The organism is Micromonospora sp. PRAS1 (genome assembly GCF_059553435.1).
This window is the reverse complement of the sequence record NZ_JCANNB010000003.1, coordinates 276,550-295,052: the sequence shown is the minus strand read 5'-3', so window position 1 is coordinate 295,052 and position 18,503 is coordinate 276,550. Positions and strand designations below refer to the sequence as shown.

The following is an 18,503-nucleotide window of genomic DNA, read 5'->3' as shown; positions in this document are numbered from 1 at the left end:
GTGCGAGCGCGTGTCGAGCAGACAGCTCTACCGGGGATCGGCGTACGTCATGACATGATGACGGAATCCGGCCGGCGGCTGGGGGTCGTCTCCCACCGCAACGGGCGACGCGACCTGGTGCTCTACGACCCGGACGATCCGGACGGCTCCGCCGTCGACATCCCGCTCACCGACGACGAGGCAGCGGCCCTGGCCGACATCCTCGGCGCGTCGCTGATCCTCGGCCAACTCTCCGGGCTGCGCGAACAGGCCGCCGGCCTGCTCACCGAGCAGATCGCCATCCCGGCCTCCTCGGCCTACGTCAACCGCCCGCTCGGCGACGCGCAGGTACGCAGCCGCACGGGTGCCTCGATCGTGGCCGTGCTACGCGCCGGCGAGGTGATCGTCTCGCCGACACCGGACTTCCGGTTCGTGGCCGGTGACGTGGTGGTGGTGGTCGGCAACCGGCAGGGCCTGGACGGGGTGAACGCCATCTTCGCCGCCGACGACACGACCGGCTGAGCCGCGGTGCACGACTTCACCAACCTGCTCATCCAGGTCGGCGCGCTGCTCTTCCTGCTCGGGCTGCTCGGTCGGCTCGGCCGCCGGATCGGGCTCTCGCCGATCCCGCTGTACCTGCTCGCCGGCCTCGCCCTCGGCCACGGCGGCATCCTGGAACTGCACGCCAGCGAGGAGTTCTTCGCCATCGGCGCGGAGATCGGCGTGATCCTGCTGCTGGTGATGCTCGGCCTCGAATACTCGGCCGACGAGTTGGTAGGCAATCTGCGATCCGCCGCACCGGCCGGACTGATCGACGCGCTGCTCAACGCGCTCCCCGGCGCGGCGTTCGCCCTGCTGCTCGGCTGGGGCTGGGTGGCCGCCGTGGTGCTCGGCGGGATCACCTGGGTCTCCTCCTCCGGGGTGATCGCCAAGATCCTCGCGGACCTGGGCCGGCTCGGTAACCGGGAGACACCTGTGGTCCTCTCGGTGCTTGTGGTCGAGGACCTGGCGATGGCGTTCTACCTGCCGCTGGCCACCGCCCTGCTCGCCGGGGTCGGATTGGTGCAGGGTGGGGTCGCCCTCGGCGTCGCCGTACTGACCGTGGTCAGCGTGCTGGTGGTCGCGATCCGCTTCGGCAACCTCATCTCCAAGGCGATGTCCGCCGACAACGCCGAGGCACTGCTGCTCGGGGTGCTCGGCCTGACCCTGCTGGTGGCCGGGATCGCGTCGAAGCTCCAGGTGTCCGCGGCGGTGGGCGCGTTCCTGGTCGGCATCGCGCTCTCCGGGCCGGTCGCCCACCACGCCACCGAACTGCTGGCCCCGGTACGCGACCTCTTCGCCGCCGTCTTCTTCGTCTTCTTCGGGCTGGCCACCGACCCGGGGCACATCCCGCCGGTGCTGCTGCCGGCGTTGCTGCTGGCGGTGGTGACAATGGCGACCAAGACGTTTACCGGCTACCTGGCCGCCCGGCGGGTGGGCATCGCCGAGCCGGGTCGCTGGCGGGCTGGCCTGACCCTGGTCCCTCGGGGCGAGTTCTCCATCGTCATCGCCGGACTCGCGGTGACCGCCGGCAGCGTCACCCCGAAACTGGCGGCGCTCGCGGCGACGTACGTGCTGATCACGGTGGTGACCGGGCCGATGCTGGCGCGGCTGCCGGACCTCGCCTGGTTCAAGCGGTGGCTGCGTGCGCGTGCGGCGGCGCAGCAGGTCCGGAGGGCATCGACCGGCGACCACGCCTGACTGCCGACTCAGCCGCCCCGACGACATCGACCGACGACCACGCCCGGCCGCCGGCTCGGCCGCCCGGACGACGTGGCCTCGCCAACAGATGTGGAATTGCTCCCTGTAGGGGCTACCCGTACTCACCGGTACCGCGTTACCGTGTCGCCCCAGCAGCCGGGGTTCGCGGGGGGCGGACGCCCCGGCGCGGTCGCGAGCGGAAGGTTGGCCGGTGAGCGTGCAGGAGTCAACGTTCCACGGCTTCGCCAACCCCGTCGACCCGAGCCCGGCGGAGTTGCGAGCGTGGGCATACCAACCGGATTCCGTGCCGTTGGCGTCCATGCCACCCGACTGGGACCTGCTGGTCTCCGGCGATCGGCTGATCATGACGCTGTTCGACCTGGCCATGGACCCGAGCTGCCCGGCCCGCCGGTTCGCCCTGCACTGCCTCTACATTTACGCCGCCGACGGGATCCGGACCAACTTCCGGGCCCACCCGAAGCGACGCTTCCGCAAACTGGTGGACCAGGCCGAGCGCAACGGTGACGACCTGATGCACACCTGGGCGCACAACAGCCGGGTACTCCTCTCCCGCCCAGAACTCTTCGTCTACCGCGAATGGTGCGAGGGCGGCCTGGTCCGCGAAAACCGCCGCCTCTAACCACCCCCGCGCCCCCACGCTCACCCCCCCACCCCCCAGCCGCCGCGATCTTGCAGTTTCCGTCGCCGCGTAAGCCACAAAAGCCGCGCTATGGCGACCGAAACTGCAAGATCGGCGCGTACGGGTGGTGGGGCGGGGTGGGCAGCGAACGGGCCGGGACCCCCCGTGGCTCCCGGCCCGCACGTCAGCGGGTCGTCAGCGCGATCCGCCCCGCTCGCGGCGATGCTGATCGGTGCGCGCCTGACCGGCACCGTGCCCGCCGCCCTGGCCCGGCTGAGCATTACGCCTGGCCTGGCCTGCCGGGTCACTGCGGTTGCCGCTGGCGTTCCGGCTTCCGACCCGGCCCGAATTGACCTGGTCGGAGAAGCGACCCTTGGTGATCCGGTCGAATCGCTGCCGGACGTCTTCAGCCAGGTTGTCGAGCCGATGCTCCGCCTCTTCGGCCACCTTCTTCGCCGCTTCCGTCATGGCTCCCCCCGCCAGGATCGGATTCCGGATCGAGATGGTCAGACCCGCATAACCGAGGCTAACGAAGGCAACCCGTCCCCCGCTCAGGTTTCCCCAACTCACCCCTGTTGACCATGAGGTTAGCGGCAGTAAGTGATCTTCAAACTGCCGCCAACCTCATGATCAACGGAGGGGGTGGTGTGCCCCGGGGGGCGCGGGTGGGTGGGGTGGTCAGGGGGTGGGGTGTCGGATCCAGCCGAGGAAGCGGTGGTGCATCGCCTGCGGGTCCGGCGGCTCCGGGCCCAGGCGGGTCAGGTCGACTGTCGCCTCCTGCAACAGGTCAGCCATGTCGATGCCGAGCAGCCGTCCGCTGCCGTACTCGGCGCGCAGTTCAACTCGTGCCTGCGGGCACGGCCAGACCTCGGCACAGGCGGCGCAGCCCCACAGCGGCCGGATCGGTGCGTGACGTTGCATCAGCAGGCTCCTCCCGAGCAGCGAGACGGGGTGACACCCCCGGCCACCGGGCAACGCCTCCAGCAGCCGAGGGGCCCACCCCGATCCCAACCCGAGGCCCACCCCCCTGTCAATGTTGGCGCGCCTCTAAAGACGGATGCACTCATGCGCGTTCCCATTGGCAGGCTACGGTCGGCCTACCTTCCTAGGCATGGGCAAGGAGCGCGGACCTGGGCAGCTGGTGGCCGCCGGCGAGATCCTGACGATGCTCGGCGTCAGCCGATCCCGGTTCCGCCAGATCGCCGCGCACCCGAACTTCCCGCCGCCGTATCAGATCCTGTCGGTCGGCAAGATCTGGCTGCGGGAAGATGTCGAGGAGTACATCCGCCAGTACCGGCGGCCCCGCCCAGCAGAAGACGAAGAGGCGTAGCCGCGAATCTCGAAGCGCGAGCAGGGATGAGGTGTTGCCCCGCCTCAGTCACCGACCACGACGGGGCGAACTCCTGCGAAACCCGGAGGTCAGCGGCCCGGGCTGCGGCGGGGACGCCAGACGACCAGCGCGGTCGAGGTCTGGTTGGTCGGCACCAGGTCGCGGCCGGGGAAGCGGGCCAGCGACTCCAGCTCGGCCATCCGGCGGTACGCCGCATCCAGCTCGGCCTCAAGCTGGGCGACCCGCTGCTGGGCCTGCTCCAACAGCCGCTCCAGGCCGATGATCCGCTTGATCCCGGCGAGGTTGACCCCGTCGTCCTGGCTGAGCCGCTGCACCTCGCGCAGCAGCACCACGTCCCGGACGCTGTAGCGCCGTCCGCCGCCGGCCGCCCGGCCCGCCTGTACCAGGCCGAGCCGGTCGTACTGGCGCAGCGTCTGGGGGTGCATTCCCGCCATCCGCGCCGCGACCGAGATCATCAGCACCTTGGCCTCGTAGGCAGGGTCATCCGAACCGATAAACCCGTCCGCCATGCCGCTCACCTCCGCACCGCCTCACCGATCAACCGAACCGACGCACCCGGGCGTCGAGATGTTCCCGCCCGGGTGGCGGGCTCTGCTCAGCGAATGTCTCCAGGGCCTTTCGAGCCTCGTCGGACACCTGTGCCGGCACCACCACGTCGAGCGTGACGAGCAGGTCACCGGCCTGGCCGTCGCGGCGGGTCACGCCCTTGCCGCGGGCCCGCAGGATCCGTCCGCTCGGCGTACCCGGCGGCACCCGCAGGGTTACCGCGCCGTCGAGCGTCGGCACCCGCAAATCGGTGCCGAGCACCGCCTCCGTGAACGTGATCGGAACGGTCAGCGTGAGGTCGTCGCCGCTGCGCCCGAACAGCTCGTCCGGCCGGACCTTGACGTGCACGAACAGGTCACCCGCCGGGCCGCCGCGCTCGCCCGGCTCTCCCCGGCCGGCCAGCCGGATCCGCTGTCCGTCGGCCACCCCGGCCGGGAAGCGGACGGTGAGCGTACGGGTCTTGGTGACGCCACCGGTGCCCTGGCATTCCGGACACTTCTCGTCGACCACCGTGCCGACGCCCTGACAGTTGCGGCACGGTTCGGAGAAGCTGAACGCGCCCTGGTTGCGGGTGGTCACCCCGGCACCGTGACAGACCGGGCAGGTCCGTGGCTGGGTGCCCGGCTTGGCACCGTTGCCGTGGCAGGTGTCGCAGACCCCGGGGGCCCGCAGCGTCAGCGGCAGGGTCACGCCCCGGACGGCGTCGTCGAAGTCGAGCGCCACCTCGGTCTCGATGTCGCGTCCACGCGCCGGACCGGGTGCGCCGCCGCCACCCGCGCCACCCGAGAAGATCGAGCTGAACAGGTCGGAGATGTTGCCGCCGCCGAACCGGCCACCGCCGCCGGGTGCGGCGCCGCCGAACAGGTCGGAGACGTCGAACGGTACGCCGCCGGGCTGACCCGGCTGGCGGGCGCCGCGCCGGAACGCGCCCGAGCCGAACAGCGAGCGCATCTCGTCGTACTCGCGGCGCTTCGTGTCGTCGCCGAGCACCGCGTACGCCTCGGAGACCGCCTTGAAGCGCTCCTCGGCCTTGGGGTCACCGGGGTTGTGGTCCGGGTGTGACTCGCGGGCCAGCTTCCGGTACGCCTTCTTGATCTCATCAGCGGGGGCGGTCTTCGCCACGCCCAGGACCGCGTAATAGTCCTTCTCGATCCAGTCCTTGGAACTCAACCGTCCACCTCCTCCCCGCCTCCGGGCCGAGGCCGTCCCGCTCGCCGAAGCTCGGCGGGCGGGACGGCCCGGTCACCGTCGTGCACTATTCCGGATCGGCGACCGCGACCATCGCGGGCCGCAGCAGTCGCTCACCAATCTGATAGCCCCGACGCATCACCTGCACGCAGGTCGGCTCGGTGACGTCGGCCGAGGTCTGGTGGGCCACCGCCTCGTGCCGCGTCGGGTCGAACGGGTCGCCCTGCTCACCGAACGGGGTCAGCCCGAACTTGCCCAGCGTGGTGGTCAGCTGCTCGGCCACCGAGCCGAACGGGCCGACCAGGTCGCCATGTTCCCGGGCCCGGTCGAGGTCGTCCAGGATCGGCAGCAGTGCGGCGAGCACCGAGCCGGTCGCCTGCTCGGTGACCAGGCCACGATCGCGTTCCACCCGCTTGCGGTAGTTGGCGTACTCGGCCGACACCCGCTGCACGTCCCGCGTACGTTCCTCCAACTCGGCGCGGAGCGCCTCCAGCTCGGCACCGAGCCCGCCACCGCCGGCCTGCGCCGACTCACCGGCCGGCTGCTCCTCCGCCGGATGCGCGGGCGAGTCCACCACCGGCGGACCGTCCGTGGCCGACTCGCTCAGCGCGGTGGTCTCCACCTCGATCGCGTCGACCACGACCTCGGCATCCTCGACCAGTCCCTCGGCCGGGGCGTCCGAGCCGGCGTCGGCGGCCGCGCCGTCCGGCTCCCGGGTCTGGCTGATCTTGCGGTTGTTGCGGATGACGACCCGCGGCGCGTCGCCGTGAGCCGGCTCGGGCGCCGAGCCACCCGGCGCCGACCCGGTGTCACCCGGGTCGGCGGCTCGTGGCTTCTCCGTCATACGACTACCTCATCCCTTGCCTGTGAGATCGAGTCCGAAGGGACCGTCACTTCTTGTCCTTGTCCTCGTCCACGATCTCCGCGTCGACCACGTCGTCGGCACCGGGCCGGGCACCGCCGGCCTCCGCGCCACCCGCCGCACCGGCACCGGCCGCACCGGCGGCACCGGCACCGGCCGCGCCACCCGGCTGGGCCTGCTCGGCCTGCTGGGCGTAGAGCAGCGAGCCGGCCTCCTGGGAGACCTGCGCGAGCCGCTCGTGCGCCGACTTGATCTTATCGATGTCGCTGCCACCGAGCGCACCCCGCAGCTCACCGAGGGCCTCGTTGAGCTTCTCGCGGTTCTCGGCGGGGAGCTTCTCACCGTTCTCGGCGAGGAACTTCTCGGTCTGCCACTGGAGGGCCTCGGCCACGTTGCGGGTCTCGGCCTCCTCGCGGCGGCGCTTGTCCTCCTCCGCGTGCTCCTCGGCGTCCCGGCGCATCCGCTCGATGTCATCCTTCGGCAGCGAGGAGCCGCCGGTGATGGTCATCTTCTGCTCCTTGCCGGTGCCCAGGTCCTTGGCGTGGACGTTGACGATGCCGTTCGCGTCGATGTCGAAGGTGACCTCGATCTGCGGCACGCCGCGCGGGGCCGGCGGGAGACCGGTCAGCTCGAAGGTGCCGAGCTTCTTGTTGTACGCGGCGATCTCGCGCTCGCCCTGGAAGACCTGGATGAGCACCGACGGCTGGTTGTCGTCGGCGGTGGTGAACACCTCGGACCGCTTGGTCGGGATGGTGGTGTTGCGCTCGATCAGCTTGGTGAAGATGCCGCCCTTGGTCTCGATGCCCAGGCTCAGCGGGGTCACGTCGAGCAGCAGGACGTCCTTGACCTCGCCCTTGAGCACACCGGCCTGGAGGGCGGCGCCGACGGCCACCACCTCGTCCGGGTTGACGCCCTTGTTGGGCTCGCGGCCGGTGAGCTGCTTCACCAGGTCGGTCACGGCCGGCATCCGGGTCGAGCCGCCGACCAGGATCACGTGCTCGACGTCGGAGACCTTGATCCCGGCGTCCTTGACGGCCTGCTCGAACGGACCCTTGCAGCGGTCCAGCAGGTCCTGCGTCATCCGCTGGAACTCGGCCCGGCTGAGCGTCACGTCGAGGTGCAGCGGGCCGGCCGCGCCAGCGGTGATGTACGGCAGGTTGATGTTGGTGGTGGTGGCGGCGGAAAGCTCGATCTTGGCCTTCTCGGCCGCCTCCTTGAGCCGCTGCATCGCCATCTTGTCCTGCGACAGGTCGATGCCGTGCTCGCCACGGAAGGTCTTCACCAGGTGGTCGATGATCCGCTGGTCCCAGTCGTCGCCGCCGAGCAGGTTGTCACCACTTGTCGACTTGACCTCGATGACGCCCTCGGCCAGTTCGAGCAGCGACACGTCGAAGGTGCCGCCACCGAGGTCGAAGACCAGGACGGTCTGCTCCTTGGAGCCCTTGTCCAGCCCGTACGCCAGGGCGGCCGCGGTCGGCTCGTTCACGATCCGCAGCACGTTGAAGCCGGCGATCTCACCGGCCTCCTTGGTGGCCTGGCGCTGACCGTCGTTGAAGTAGGCCGGGACGGTGATCACCGCGTCGGTGATCTGCTCGCCCAGGTACGCCTCGGCGTCCCGCTTGAGCTTCATCAGCGTCCGGGCCGAGATCTCCTGCGGGGTGTACTTCTTGCCGTCGATGTCGACGGACCAGTTGGTGCCGATCTCCCGCTTGACCGAGCGGATCGTCCGATCCGGGTTCGTCACCGCCTGGCGCTTGGCGACCTCACCGACGAGCACCTCGCCGTTGCGGGCGAACGCGACGATCGACGGGGTCGTCCGCGAGCCCTCAGCGTTGGCGATGACGGTGGGCTCACCGCCCTCCAGGACGCTGACGCAGGAGTTCGTCGTGCCGAGGTCGATACCGACCGCACGTGCCATCTTCGCTTCCTCGCTTCGTAACGTTGAGCAGGGCACGGGTCCACCCGTCGCCGCTGCCCGGCGGGCGCCGCCCGCAGCGACCCCACCTCAAGTTGAGTGAACTTGACTCAATAGTGCCACGCCCGCTGGAATCGTCAAGTCGAGTTGAGTCGGGTCGGCGCAACTCGCCGTTCGCTACCGACTGGTTGTCTTACTTGTGTCGGTCGGGCACGCTTTAGCGGTGACGACGAACGGCGATTCCGCCTTACCCTCCGGCGCGCCCGCCGTCGCAGCTCGCACCGGCTTCACCGACGCCGGGGAGGACCGGTCCGCGGCCACCGGGGAGGACCGCCTGCCCGACGCCCTGACCGGCCTGCGCGCCGCGATCGGGTCGGCCCGGTTTCCGCTGGCGCTGCCCTCGGCCGAGCCCGCCGAGCGGACCGCTGCCGCGCTCGCCGACCAACTCGACGACTACCTGCTACCCCGACTCTCCCGCCTCGACGCGCCGCTGCTCGTGGTGGTGGGTGGTTCCACCGGTGCCGGCAAGTCGACCCTGGTCAACAGCCTGGTGCAGGCCAGGGTCAGCGCCGTCGGGGTGCTGCGACCCACCACCCGCTCCCCGGTGCTGGTCTGCAATCCGGCCGACTCGCCCTGGTTCCGCCGGGGCGAACTGCTGCCCGGGCTGACCCGTACCAACCAACCCAGCACCGACCCCGGCACGCTGCACCTGGTCACCGCCCCGGCGCTGCCCCCGGGGCTGGCGTTCCTGGACGCCCCCGACATCGACTCGGTGGTCGACGCCAACCGGGCGCTGGCCGGTCAGCTGCTCGCCGCCGCCGACCTCTGGCTCTTCGTCACCACCGCCGCCCGCTACGCCGACGCCGTCCCCTGGGATCTGCTGCACAGTGCGCGGGCCCGCGGCGCGGTGCTCGCCCTGGTGCTCGACCGGGTGCCGGCGGAGGCCACCGACGAGGTCGCCGCCCACCTCGCCGAGATGCTCGCCGAGCAGGATCTCGGCTCGGCGCCACTCTTCGTGCTGCCGGAGACCTGGGTCGACGGGCAGGGCCTGCTGCCCGACCGGGTCACCGCGCCGCTGGCCGACTGGTTCGCCCGACTCGCCGCTGACGCGGACGCCCGTGCGGCGGTGGTACGGCAGACCCTGGGCGGTGCCCTGGCCGCACTGCAACCGGCGCTGGAGAGTCTGGCCGAGGCCGCCGACGAGCAGGTGGCCGCCGCCGACGCCCTGGACGAGCGGGTACTCGCCGCGTACCGGGCCGCGAACCGGACGGTCGAGCAGGGGCTGCGCGACGGTCGGATGCTCCGGGGCGAGGTGCTCGCCCGCTGGCAGGAGTTCATCGGCACCAGCGAGTTCTTCCGCACCCTGGAGGCGCGGATCGGCCGGCTGCGCGACCGGGTGGTGGCCACGTTCAGCCGCCGACCGGCACCCGCCGTGCAGCTGCGCGACGCCATCGAGTCCCAACTGTCGACCCTGCTGCGCGGGGTGGCGGCCGAGGCGGCCGAGCACGCGTACACCGGCTGGAAGGCGCACCCCGCCGGTGCCGCACTGCTCGAACCGGACCTGGCCCACCACTCTGCCGACCTGCCCGAGCGGGTCGAGCGACTGATCCGGGACTGGCAGCGTGGCGTGTTGGAGCTGGTCCGCGTCGAGGGTGGCGACCGACGCTTCGTGGCCCGGACGGCGGCGTACGCGGTGAACGCCACCGGGCTGGTGGTGATGATCGCGGTCTTCGCCTCGACCGCCTTCATCCCGACCGGGTTGGAGGTCGCCACCGGGGCGGGCACCACCGTCGCCGGGCAGGCGGTGCTCCAGGCGATCTTCGGCGACCAGGCCGTCCGCAAGCTGGCCGACAAGGCCCGGGACGATCTGCTGAAGCGGGTACGCGTCCTGTTGGAGGCCGAGGCCGCCCGCTACCTGACCCGGACGGAACAGGCGCGACCTGCCGCCCGGTCGGCGGTGGAGCTGCGCCGGGCCGCCGAACGGGTCGAGGCGGCCCGGCTGCACAGCGGGTTCGCCGCTGCGCTGCCCGGCGGGGAGCGGCCGTGAGCGGCCTCGGTGGGCGCCTGCGCGAGGCGCTACGGGCCGACGGGCGGGTCGACGCCGACCAACTGGTCGCCCGGTTGGAGGCGGTGCACCGCTTTCTCGGCATCGTCGACGGTCACCTGCCGGACACCCCGCTGGTGCCGGCCCGCACCCTGGTCGAGCGGGCCGGGACCCGGCTGGCGCTCTCCCGCGACCACACCGTGGTGGCCCTGGCCGGTGCGACCGGCAGCGGCAAGTCCAGCCTGTTCAACGCGATGGCCCGGATGGACCTGTCGCCCGTCGGGGTACGCCGCCCCACCACCGGCGTGGCCCACGCCTGCGTCTGGGGGCCGCTCGACGGGGGCAGCCGGCTGCTCGACTGGCTCGGCGTGCTGCCCCGGCACCGGTTCGTCCGGGAGAGCCTGCTGGACGGCGACGACGAATCCGCGCTGCACGGGCTGATCCTGCTCGACCTGCCGGACTTCGACTCGGTGCAGCACTCGCACCGGCTTGAGGTGGACCGGCTGCTCGGCCTGGTGGACCTCGTGGTCTGGGTGGTCGACCCGCAGAAGTACGCCGACCGGGTGGTGCACCGCAGCTATCTCCGGGAGTTCCACCGGCACCGCGACGTCACCCTGGTCGTGCTCAACCAGGCCGACCGGCTACCGCCGGACGACGTGCCCCGGGTCCTCGCCGACCTGCGCCGGCTGCTCGACGCGGACGGTCTGGCCGGCGTACCGCTGCTGGCCACAAGCGTCGCCGATCCGAACGGTCCGGACGGCCTGCGGGAGGCGTTGGAGCGTACCGTCGCCGAGCGGCAGGCCGCGCTCCGCCGGCTCTCCGGTGACGTGGACGGCGTGGTTGCCGCGCTGGACGAGATGGTCGGTGCGCCCCGCTCGGCGCTCGCCCCGGACGATCCCGCCGTCGCTCCGCTGACCCGGGCGCTTGGCGCCGCGGCGGGGGTGCCGGCGGTGGTGGCCGCGGTCGAAGACGCCTACCGGCACCGGGCCGCCTCAGCGACCGGCTGGCCGTTGGTCCGGTTCTGGCGGCGGTTGCGCGCCGATCCGCTGCGCCGGCTGCACCTCTCCGGCCCGCCGGGGCACTCCGGCCCGCCGGGGCACTCCGGTCCGCCGGGCGACCCGGCGGAGAGCCTGGTCGCCGCGACCTCCGTACCCGAACCCAGCGTCGCCGACAAGTCCGCGCTGGCGCTGGCCCTGCGTACGGTGGCCGAGCGGGCCGGGTCCGGCCTGCCGAGCGCCTGGCCGGATGCGGTGACCACGGCGGCCCGCTCCCGTATCGGCGACCTGCCGGACGCCCTGGATCGCGCGGTCGCAAACGCCGACCTGGGCATGGACCGGCCCCGCTTGTGGTGGCGGCTGGTCGGTGGAGCACAGTGGCTGGTGACCCTCGCCGCCGTGGCCGGGCTGGGCTGGCTGGTCCTCGGGTACGCGCTGCGCGCCCTCGGCCTGCCCGAGCTGCGGCATCCGATGGTCGGCGAGGTGCCGGCACCGACCCTGCTGCTGCTCGGCGGGCTGCTGGCGGGGCTGCTGATGGCCGGGCTGGCCCGGCCGGTGTCCAGGTGGGCTGCCCGGCGCGCCGGGCAGCGGGCGCGGGCGCGGTTGGTGGAGTCGGTGGCCGCCGTGGGTGACGAGTACGTCCTCACACCGGTCCGTGCCGTGATCGCCGCCCACGCCGACGCGCGGACCGTGCTGGAGGTCGCCCGGCACCGGTGAGGCCGGCCGCCACATGCGCACCGGCCACCCGGTGGACTGGACACAACGTCGGCGCTCGGGTCGCTCGGTGCGTGACCGGACGGCGTGCGGCGTAGGGTCGGGTCATGGCCACGCCACAAACCCCCTACGAGGCGGTGCTGCACGCCGCCCGCGACGTGACCAAGCTCGACTCGGCGCTCGACGCGGAGATGCTGGGCACGGCGCTGCTGGGCAGCGTGTACGAGATCGCCGAGACGGATCGGGAGGCGGCGGTACGGGAGTTCGTCGCCGGCTTCCTCGCGGCCACCACCCGCCGGCGGGCCGCTGCGGCGACCACCGTCCGCGCGGTCTTCGCGGCCCTGGTGCCGGACGCGACCGGCGCGGACCGGGTACGCCCCGGTGCCACCGCACCGGCCTGGTCCGGTCAGCTCGGCCGGGTGCACCTCACCGGCAGTTGGGCGTACGGCGACGTCTACGGCGACCAGACCTCCTACCTGGCCACCTTCGCCTACGACGACGACGCGGGTGGGCCGGAGCACGCGCTGGTGGCGCTGGTCGACCACAACATCGGCATCACCAAGGACATCTTCGTCGGCGGACCGGCCGACCTGATCCTGGAGCAGGTCCGGCAGTTGTGTGCCGCCGACGAGCTGACCTGGTTCCGGGAGGAGGACCCCACCCGGGTGCGTGGCGAGGTCAGCCGGCATCTGGCGATCACCGACCAGTTGGGGCAGCTGCCCGGGGCGAGTTCACTGGCCACGGATCGCGCGCTGGTCGGGGCCCGGTTGGCGGTCCTGCCCGCCGGGACGGCAGCGCCCGAGCCGACCGACGATCCGCTGCCGGACGCCGAGCGCGCCGAGGAGATCCGGCGGTTCCTGGCCTCGCCGCAGGCGGCCCGGGCCGGGTTGGACACCGTCGACGGCGCCGAACTGGCCTCCCTGCACTTCTGTCTGGGGCTGCTGCTGGACCACGCGGTGACCTTCCCGGACGCCGACCCGCTGCGGTGGAGCCCGACGGTGGCCGGGCTCTTCCTGCTCGACTGGGTGCACCGCCGGGCCGTGCTGGACATGGACGACGCGGCGATGCTGCCTCGGGTACTGCGCGCCTGGGCCGGGTACGCCGCCCATCGGCGTGGGTTGTCCGCATCGGCGGCGGCCCGGACCGACGCCGCGATCGAGGAGATGGTGCCGGAGTTCGTCCGGCTCTACGCCACCGGTGAGCGGCGTAGTCCGGCGACTGCCGCGGTCGCCCAGTTGATGGCCGACGGGGTCGATCCGGACGACCCGGCCGCCCTGGACGCCTGGATCGAGGCGAACCGGCACCGCCTCGCCGACGACGACTGACAGCGCGGCCGACCCAGCCCGAGCCGCTCAATCAGACCGCGGCCCACTCGACCTCAGCCCGCGCCGCCCAGTCAACCGAGCAGCGTGGGCACGGGCACCTGGTCGCTCGGGTCGGCCGGATCACCCGGCCCGCCCGGCACACCTGGGTCGATGGACTCGCTCGGCTCTACCGGATCCGGCTCCGCCGAGGCGCTGGGTTCGACGGGCGGCTCCGGCTCGACCGGCTCGCCGGGCTCCACGGACGGGCCCGGCTCCACGGAGGCGCTGGGCTCGACGGAGGCAGTGGGCGCCACGGACGTGCTCGGTTCGGCCGACGGCTCGGGGGTGGGCGTCGGCGACGGTGCGGCGGTCGGTGGTGGGCTCGGGCTCGGGTTCGGCGCGGGCGACGGGGCCGGCGTGGGCACGGTCGGGCGCGGCGCGGGCGGGATCGTCGGCGGTTCGGGACGGCGTACCGGCGGCTCGAACCGGGTGACCGTGGGCAGCGGGGTGGGACCGGCGCCCTCCACCGCCGCATCAACGGACGGGACGGCCGACGGCACGGCCGATCCGGTGGCCGCCGGGACGCCGGTGGGCGGTGGTGGAATGACCACCGGACCGATCGAGGGCGTCGGGATGAAGCGGGTGCTGCTGTCCGGCAGCGCGGTGCTGCCGACCGTCGCCGAACCGGTGGTGATCGCGGCGAGGACCGGCATCGAGGCCGTGCCGGCGAGTAGCGCCACCGTGAGCAGGTAACCCCGGGTGGGGCCGGCGGTACGGGCGGCCCGGTGTGCACCCACCACCCGGCGGTAGCCGCCGGATGCCCGGTGCCGGCCGAGGCTTGCCACCCCGGGCCCCTCACCTGGTTCGGACACCTCGCGCTCCTCGTCGTCGCCCCTGGCCGGGACCGTCAGGTGCGGGCCCGGTGGACCGCCACAGCCGGATCGGGGTCCACCCGCACAGCCTGGGTCAGTGACTCTCTGTGAGCCAACCCCGTACCGCGTGTCGCCACGCGTATCTGGCCGAATGGTGACAAATCATGACCGGTTCGGTCGCGCGTCGTTGGATCAGACACTCCGGCATTTCGGGTAACGAAGCGGGCCGGTACGGGGATGCGGCGCCTGCGGACTCTGGGCTGCGGGGCAGGCGGACTGTGGGACGACTCACCCCTGATGCGAATATGGAGCAACGGCGGCAGCGCAGCCGCGACCTCCGCGCACCCACGCGGTAGGCGCGACTGGGCACCGGCGCTCCCGAACCGGGTTCGGCCATGAATCCGGCTCACGCCGCGCGGCAACCCCCACCGGGGCTAGGCGCGGTCGCCAGGAACCGATCCCGGCACCAGCCGGGGCGGGCGCACGAGTCGCGCGGCCGGGTGACCCCCCGGTGCCGACGCAGACACGACAGGGAGAGACGGATGGCAAAGGGCGACCCCGGGGCCAGCACCCGCGGCCGGCGAGCCGCACCCCGATCCAGGAAGGCCACGACCGGCGACCCGGAACTGGTGCAGTTGCTCACCCCCGCGGGTGAGCGGATCGACAGCGTGACCGGCCCGGACGGCAACGAGTACCGCGTCGACTTCACCGACGAGGAGTACCGCGGCCTCTACCGCGACCTCGTGCTGGTACGGAAGTTGGACGCCGAGGCGACCGCCCTGCAACGGCAGGGCGAGCTGGGCATCTGGGCGAGCCTGCTCGGCCAGGAGGCGGCCCAGGTCGGCTCGGGCCGGGCCCTGCGTACGCAGGACATGGCCTTCCCGACCTACCGCGAACACGGCGTGCTCTACTGCCGCGGCATCGACCCGATCATGCCGCTGGGCCTGTTCCGCGGCGTCGACCAGGGCGGCTGGGACCCGAACGAGTTCAAGTTCAACATGTACACGATCGTGATCGGGGCGCAGACCCTGCACGCGACCGGTTACGCCATGGGCGTCGCCATGGACGGCAAGACCGGCACCGACGACGGCGAGGCGGTGATCGCCTACTTCGGCGACGGCGCCAGCAGCCAGGGTGACGTCAACGAGTCGTTCGTCTGGGCCGGCGTCTTCAACGCCCCGCTGGTGTTCTTCTGCCAGAACAACCAGTACGCCATCTCCGAGCCGCTGGAGCGGCAGACCCGCATCCCGCTCTACCGGCGGGCCGCCGGTTTCGGCTTCCCCGGCATCCGGGTGGACGGCAACGACGTGCTGGCCACCTACGCGGTGACCCGGCACGCGCTGGACAACGCCCGGCACGGGCAGGGCCCGACGCTGATCGAGGCGTACACCTACCGGATGGGGGCGCACACCACCTCCGACGACCCGACCCGCTACCGCATCGCCAGCGAGGTCGAGGCGTGGCAGGCCAAGGACCCGATCGCCCGGGTGAAGGCGTTCCTGGAGCGGGAGAAGATCGCCGACGCGGGCTTCTTCGCCGAGGTCGACGAGCAGGCCCGCCGGGAGGCGGTCGACCTGCGCGAGCGGGTGCTGGCGATGCCGAACCCGGAACCGACCACCATGTTCGACCACGTCTACCCCAACGGGTCGCCGCTGCTCGACGAGCAGCGCACGCAGTTCAGCCGGTACCTGGAGTCGTTCGAGGGGAGTGCGCACTGATGGCCACCGAAACGCTCACCCTCGGCAAGGCGCTCAACGTCGGCCTGCGCAAGGCCCTGGAGAGCGACCCGAAGGTCGTCGTCATGGGCGAGGACGTCGGCAAGCTCGGCGGCGTCTTCCGGATCACCGACGGCCTCCAGAAGGACTTCGGCGACCAGCGGGTGATCGACACCCCGCTGGCCGAGTCCGGCATCATCGGCACCGCGGTCGGCCTGGCCATCCGCGGCTACCGACCGGTCTGCGAGATCCAGTTCGACGGCTTCGTCTACCCGGCGTACGACCAGATCGTGTCGCAGGTGGCGAAGATGCACTACCGCTCGCGCGGCAAGCTGAACATCCCCATGGTCATCCGGATTCCGTTCGGTGGCGGCATCGGCGCGGTGGAGCACCACTCGGAGTCGCCCGAGGCGTACTTCGCGCACACCGCCGGGTTGAAGGTCGTCTCCTGCGCCAGCCCGCAGGACGCGTACGTGATGATCCAGCAGGCGATCGCCTCGGACGACCCGATCGTGTTCCTCGAGCCGAAGCGGCGCTACTGGGAGAAGGGGCAGGTGGACCTGGACGCCCCGCTCTCCGACGCGTACCCGCTGCACGCCGCCCGGGTCGCGCGGCCCGGCACGGCCGCCACCCTGCTGGCGTACGGTCCGATGGTCCGCACCTGCCTGGACGCCGCGACCGCCGCCGCCGAGGACGGCCGCGACCTGGAGGTCATCGACCTGCGTACGCTCTCCCCGCTGGACCTCGGCGTGGTGTACGAGTCGGTGCGGCGCACCGGCCGCGCGGTCGTGGTGCACGAGGCACCCTCAAACGTCGGCCTCGGCGCGGAGATCGCGGCGCGGATCACCGAGGAGTGCTTCTACTCCCTGGAGTCACCGGTGCTGCGGGTGACCGGCTTCGACACCCCCTACCCGGCCGCCCGGGTGGAGGAGGAGTACCTGCCGGACCTCGACCGGGTGCTCGACGCCGTCGACCGCGCCTTCGGTTGGTGAGCGGCATGTCCCGGATCAAGGAGTTCAACCTGCCCGACCTGGGCGAAGGGCTGACCGAGGGCGAGATTCTCGCCTGGCTGGTCAAGGTCGGCGACACGGTCGAGCTGAACCAGCCGATCGTCGAGGTGGAGACCGCGAAGGCGGCCGTGGAGATCCCGGCCAAGTGGGCCGGCCAGGTCCAGGCGATCTTCCATCCCGAGGGGACCACGGTCGAGGTCGGCACCCCGATCATCGCAATCGACACCGACCCGGGTGCCGGGCCGATCGAGTCCTCGACGGACCTGCCGAGCCCCTCGGCGGCCTCGCTGGCCGCCGTCGAGGTCGCCCCGACCGAGGGCATGGTCGAGCCGGGGATGATCGGTGGCCCCGCCCCGGGTGGCCGCACCGCCGTCCTGGTCGGCTACGGCCCCCGCACCACCGCGGCCAAGCGCCGTCCCCGTAAGAACAGCGCCCCGGCCCAGGCAGCCGTTACGCCGGTCGCGCCGACCCCGGCCGCACCCGCGCCGGTCGCACCCGCGCCGGTCCAGGCCACGCCGGTCGCACCCGCACCGGTTGCGCCGACGGTCAACGGCAACGGTCGGGTCGGCGGGCCGGTGCTGGCCAAGCCGCCGGTCCGCAAGCTCGCCAAGGACCTCGGCGTCGACCTGCGCACGCTTACCGGGTCCGGGCCGCTCGGCTCGATCACCCGAGCGGACGTACAGCAGGCGGCCTCGGCACCGGCGGCGGCCGAGCCGCTGACGGTCGCCGCGCCGGCCACCTCCGCCGCGAGCTTCGGCCCGGACCGCGAGCAGCGCATTCCGGTCAAGGGGGTACGCAAGCTCACCGCCGAGAACATGGCCCGCTCGGCGTTCACCGCGCCGCACGTCACGGAGTTCCTGACCATCGACGTGACCCGGGCGATGAAGGCCCTGGACCGGCTGCGTGGCCGGCGGGAGTGGCGAGACGTACGGGTCTCGCCGCTGCTGCTGGTGGCCAAGGCGGTGCTGCTGGCGGTCAAGCGGCACCCGATGGTCAACTCGACCTGGGCCGGCGACGAGATCGTGGTCAAGGAGTACGTGAACCTGGGCATCGCGGCGGCCACCGAGCGCGGCCTGATCGTGCCGAACATCAAGGACGCCGGCCGGTTGACCCTGCGTGAGCTGGCCGACGCCCTGACCGAGCTGGTGCAGACGGCCAAGGCCGGCAAGACCTCGCCGGCCGCCATGTCCGGAGGCACCCTGACCATCACCAATGTCGGGGTGTTCGGAGTGGACACCGGTACGCCGATCCTGCCGCCGGGCGAGTCGGCGATCCTGGCCCTCGGCGCGGTCCGTGAGCAGCCCTGGGTACACAAGGGCAAGGTCAAGCCGCGCATGGTCACCACGCTCGCACTCTCCTTCGACCACCGGATCATCGACGGTGAGCTGGGCTCGAAGTTCCTGCGCGACGTGGGCGACTTCCTCACCGATCCGGAGGCGGCACTGCTCGCCTGGACCTGACGCACCACCACAGCGGCCGGTGTGCCAACGGGTTCACCCCCGGCACACCGGCCGTTGCCGTCGGTGAAGAAACCTGGCCCCGAACATTCTCCCTACCTACGATTCGTAGGCTGGTGTCTCAGCTCACCTAATAATCACTGGCCAGCGGGGCGGTTTCGCGGTTTAATG

The 18,503-nt window shown here is 72.1% G+C and carries 17 protein-coding genes; 10 read left to right on the top strand and 7 right to left on the bottom strand.

Annotated features, from left to right (window positions below):
• From AC507J_RS05155 to AC507J_RS05145, 3 genes are all read left to right on the top strand, one after another.
• Positions 1–501 carry a cation:proton antiporter regulatory subunit gene (locus AC507J_RS05155; RefSeq protein ID WP_496287879.1) on the top strand — a complete coding sequence of 167 codons (501 nt, stop codon included), beginning with the start codon at positions 1–3 and terminating at the stop codon, positions 499–501.
• A gap of 6 nt (positions 502–507) precedes the next feature.
• Positions 508–1,719: a cation:proton antiporter gene (locus AC507J_RS05150; protein WP_496287878.1), complete on the top strand. Its 1,212-nt coding sequence runs from the start codon at positions 508–510 to the stop codon at positions 1,717–1,719.
• A 211-nt stretch (positions 1,720–1,930) separates the two neighbouring features.
• Positions 1,931–2,359 carry a hypothetical protein gene (locus AC507J_RS05145; RefSeq protein ID WP_496287877.1) on the top strand — a complete coding sequence of 143 codons (429 nt, stop codon included), beginning with the start codon at positions 1,931–1,933 and terminating at the stop codon, positions 2,357–2,359.
• A 195-nt stretch (positions 2,360–2,554) separates the two neighbouring features.
• Here AC507J_RS05145 and AC507J_RS05140 read toward each other — a convergent pair whose 3' ends face one another.
• Both AC507J_RS05140 and AC507J_RS05135 read right to left on the bottom strand, forming a co-directional pair.
• A complete protein-coding gene (locus tag AC507J_RS05140) occupies positions 2,555–2,929 on the bottom strand; it encodes a hypothetical protein (RefSeq protein WP_496287876.1) in 375 nt (124 codons plus the stop codon).
• Positions 2,930–3,037: 108 nt separating this feature from the next.
• Positions 3,038–3,280 carry a flavin reductase gene (locus AC507J_RS05135; protein ID WP_496287875.1) on the bottom strand — a complete coding sequence of 81 codons (243 nt, stop codon included), beginning with the start codon at positions 3,278–3,280 and terminating at the stop codon, positions 3,038–3,040.
• Between the two features lie 190 nt (positions 3,281–3,470).
• On the opposite strand from AC507J_RS05135, the gene AC507J_RS05130 reads away from it, so the two are divergent.
• Entirely contained in the window at positions 3,471–3,689 is a 219-nt protein-coding gene (locus tag AC507J_RS05130) for a helix-turn-helix transcriptional regulator (RefSeq protein ID WP_496287874.1), read from the top strand.
• A gap of 89 nt (positions 3,690–3,778) precedes the next feature.
• Here the strand turns inward: AC507J_RS05130 and AC507J_RS05125 are convergent, their stop codons facing one another.
• From AC507J_RS05125 to dnaK, 4 genes are all read right to left on the bottom strand, one after another.
• Entirely contained in the window at positions 3,779–4,219 is a 441-nt protein-coding gene (locus tag AC507J_RS05125) for a heat shock protein transcriptional repressor HspR (protein ID WP_496287873.1), read from the bottom strand.
• A 28-nt stretch (positions 4,220–4,247) separates the two neighbouring features.
• Positions 4,248–5,426 (bottom strand): molecular chaperone DnaJ, encoded by a 1,179-nt coding sequence (gene dnaJ, locus AC507J_RS05120; RefSeq protein WP_496287872.1) that lies wholly within the window; start codon positions 5,424–5,426, stop codon positions 4,248–4,250.
• Positions 5,427–5,511: 85 nt separating this feature from the next.
• Positions 5,512–6,288, bottom strand: coding sequence for a nucleotide exchange factor GrpE (grpE, locus tag AC507J_RS05115; RefSeq protein ID WP_496287871.1), 777 nt, complete (start codon positions 6,286–6,288; stop codon positions 5,512–5,514).
• Positions 6,289–6,334: 46 nt separating this feature from the next.
• Positions 6,335–8,224 (bottom strand): molecular chaperone DnaK, encoded by a 1,890-nt coding sequence (dnaK, locus tag AC507J_RS05110; RefSeq protein WP_496287870.1) that lies wholly within the window; start codon positions 8,222–8,224, stop codon positions 6,335–6,337.
• Between the two features lie 220 nt (positions 8,225–8,444).
• Between dnaK and AC507J_RS05105 the strand changes: the two genes are divergently transcribed.
• The 3 genes from AC507J_RS05105 (at position 8,445) to AC507J_RS05095 (ending at position 13,299) form a co-directional block, all read left to right on the top strand.
• Entirely contained in the window at positions 8,445–10,268 is a 1,824-nt protein-coding gene (locus AC507J_RS05105; protein WP_496287869.1) for an ABC transporter, read from the top strand.
• Complete coding sequence (locus AC507J_RS05100; RefSeq protein WP_496287868.1) at positions 10,265–11,977, top strand: GTPase; 1,713 nt, start codon at positions 10,265–10,267, stop codon at positions 11,975–11,977. The genes AC507J_RS05105 and AC507J_RS05100 overlap by 4 nt, the downstream gene beginning before the upstream one ends.
• Positions 11,978–12,081: 104 nt before the next feature.
• The gene (locus tag AC507J_RS05095) at positions 12,082–13,299 is read left to right on the top strand and encodes a hypothetical protein (protein ID WP_496287867.1); all 1,218 of its coding nucleotides are present in this window, start codon (positions 12,082–12,084) and stop codon (positions 13,297–13,299) included.
• Between the two features lie 71 nt (positions 13,300–13,370).
• Here AC507J_RS05095 and AC507J_RS05090 read toward each other — a convergent pair whose 3' ends face one another.
• Positions 13,371–14,150 (bottom strand): hypothetical protein, encoded by a 780-nt coding sequence (locus AC507J_RS05090; protein WP_496287866.1) that lies wholly within the window; start codon positions 14,148–14,150, stop codon positions 13,371–13,373.
• A gap of 542 nt (positions 14,151–14,692) precedes the next feature.
• Here AC507J_RS05090 and pdhA point away from each other — a divergent pair.
• Genes pdhA through AC507J_RS05075 form a run of 3 tightly spaced genes read left to right on the top strand, consistent with a single transcriptional unit; the run spans position 14,693 to position 18,335 of the window.
• Positions 14,693–15,868, top strand: coding sequence for a pyruvate dehydrogenase (acetyl-transferring) E1 component subunit alpha (gene pdhA / locus AC507J_RS05085; protein ID WP_496287865.1), 1,176 nt, complete (start codon positions 14,693–14,695; stop codon positions 15,866–15,868).
• Complete coding sequence (locus tag AC507J_RS05080) at positions 15,868–16,857, top strand: alpha-ketoacid dehydrogenase subunit beta (RefSeq protein ID WP_496287864.1); 990 nt, start codon at positions 15,868–15,870, stop codon at positions 16,855–16,857. The genes pdhA and AC507J_RS05080 overlap by 1 nt, the downstream gene beginning before the upstream one ends.
• A 5-nt stretch (positions 16,858–16,862) precedes the next feature.
• Positions 16,863–18,335 (top strand): dihydrolipoamide acetyltransferase family protein, encoded by a 1,473-nt coding sequence (locus AC507J_RS05075; protein WP_496287863.1) that lies wholly within the window; start codon positions 16,863–16,865, stop codon positions 18,333–18,335.
• Positions 18,336–18,503: the final 168 nt, after the last annotated feature.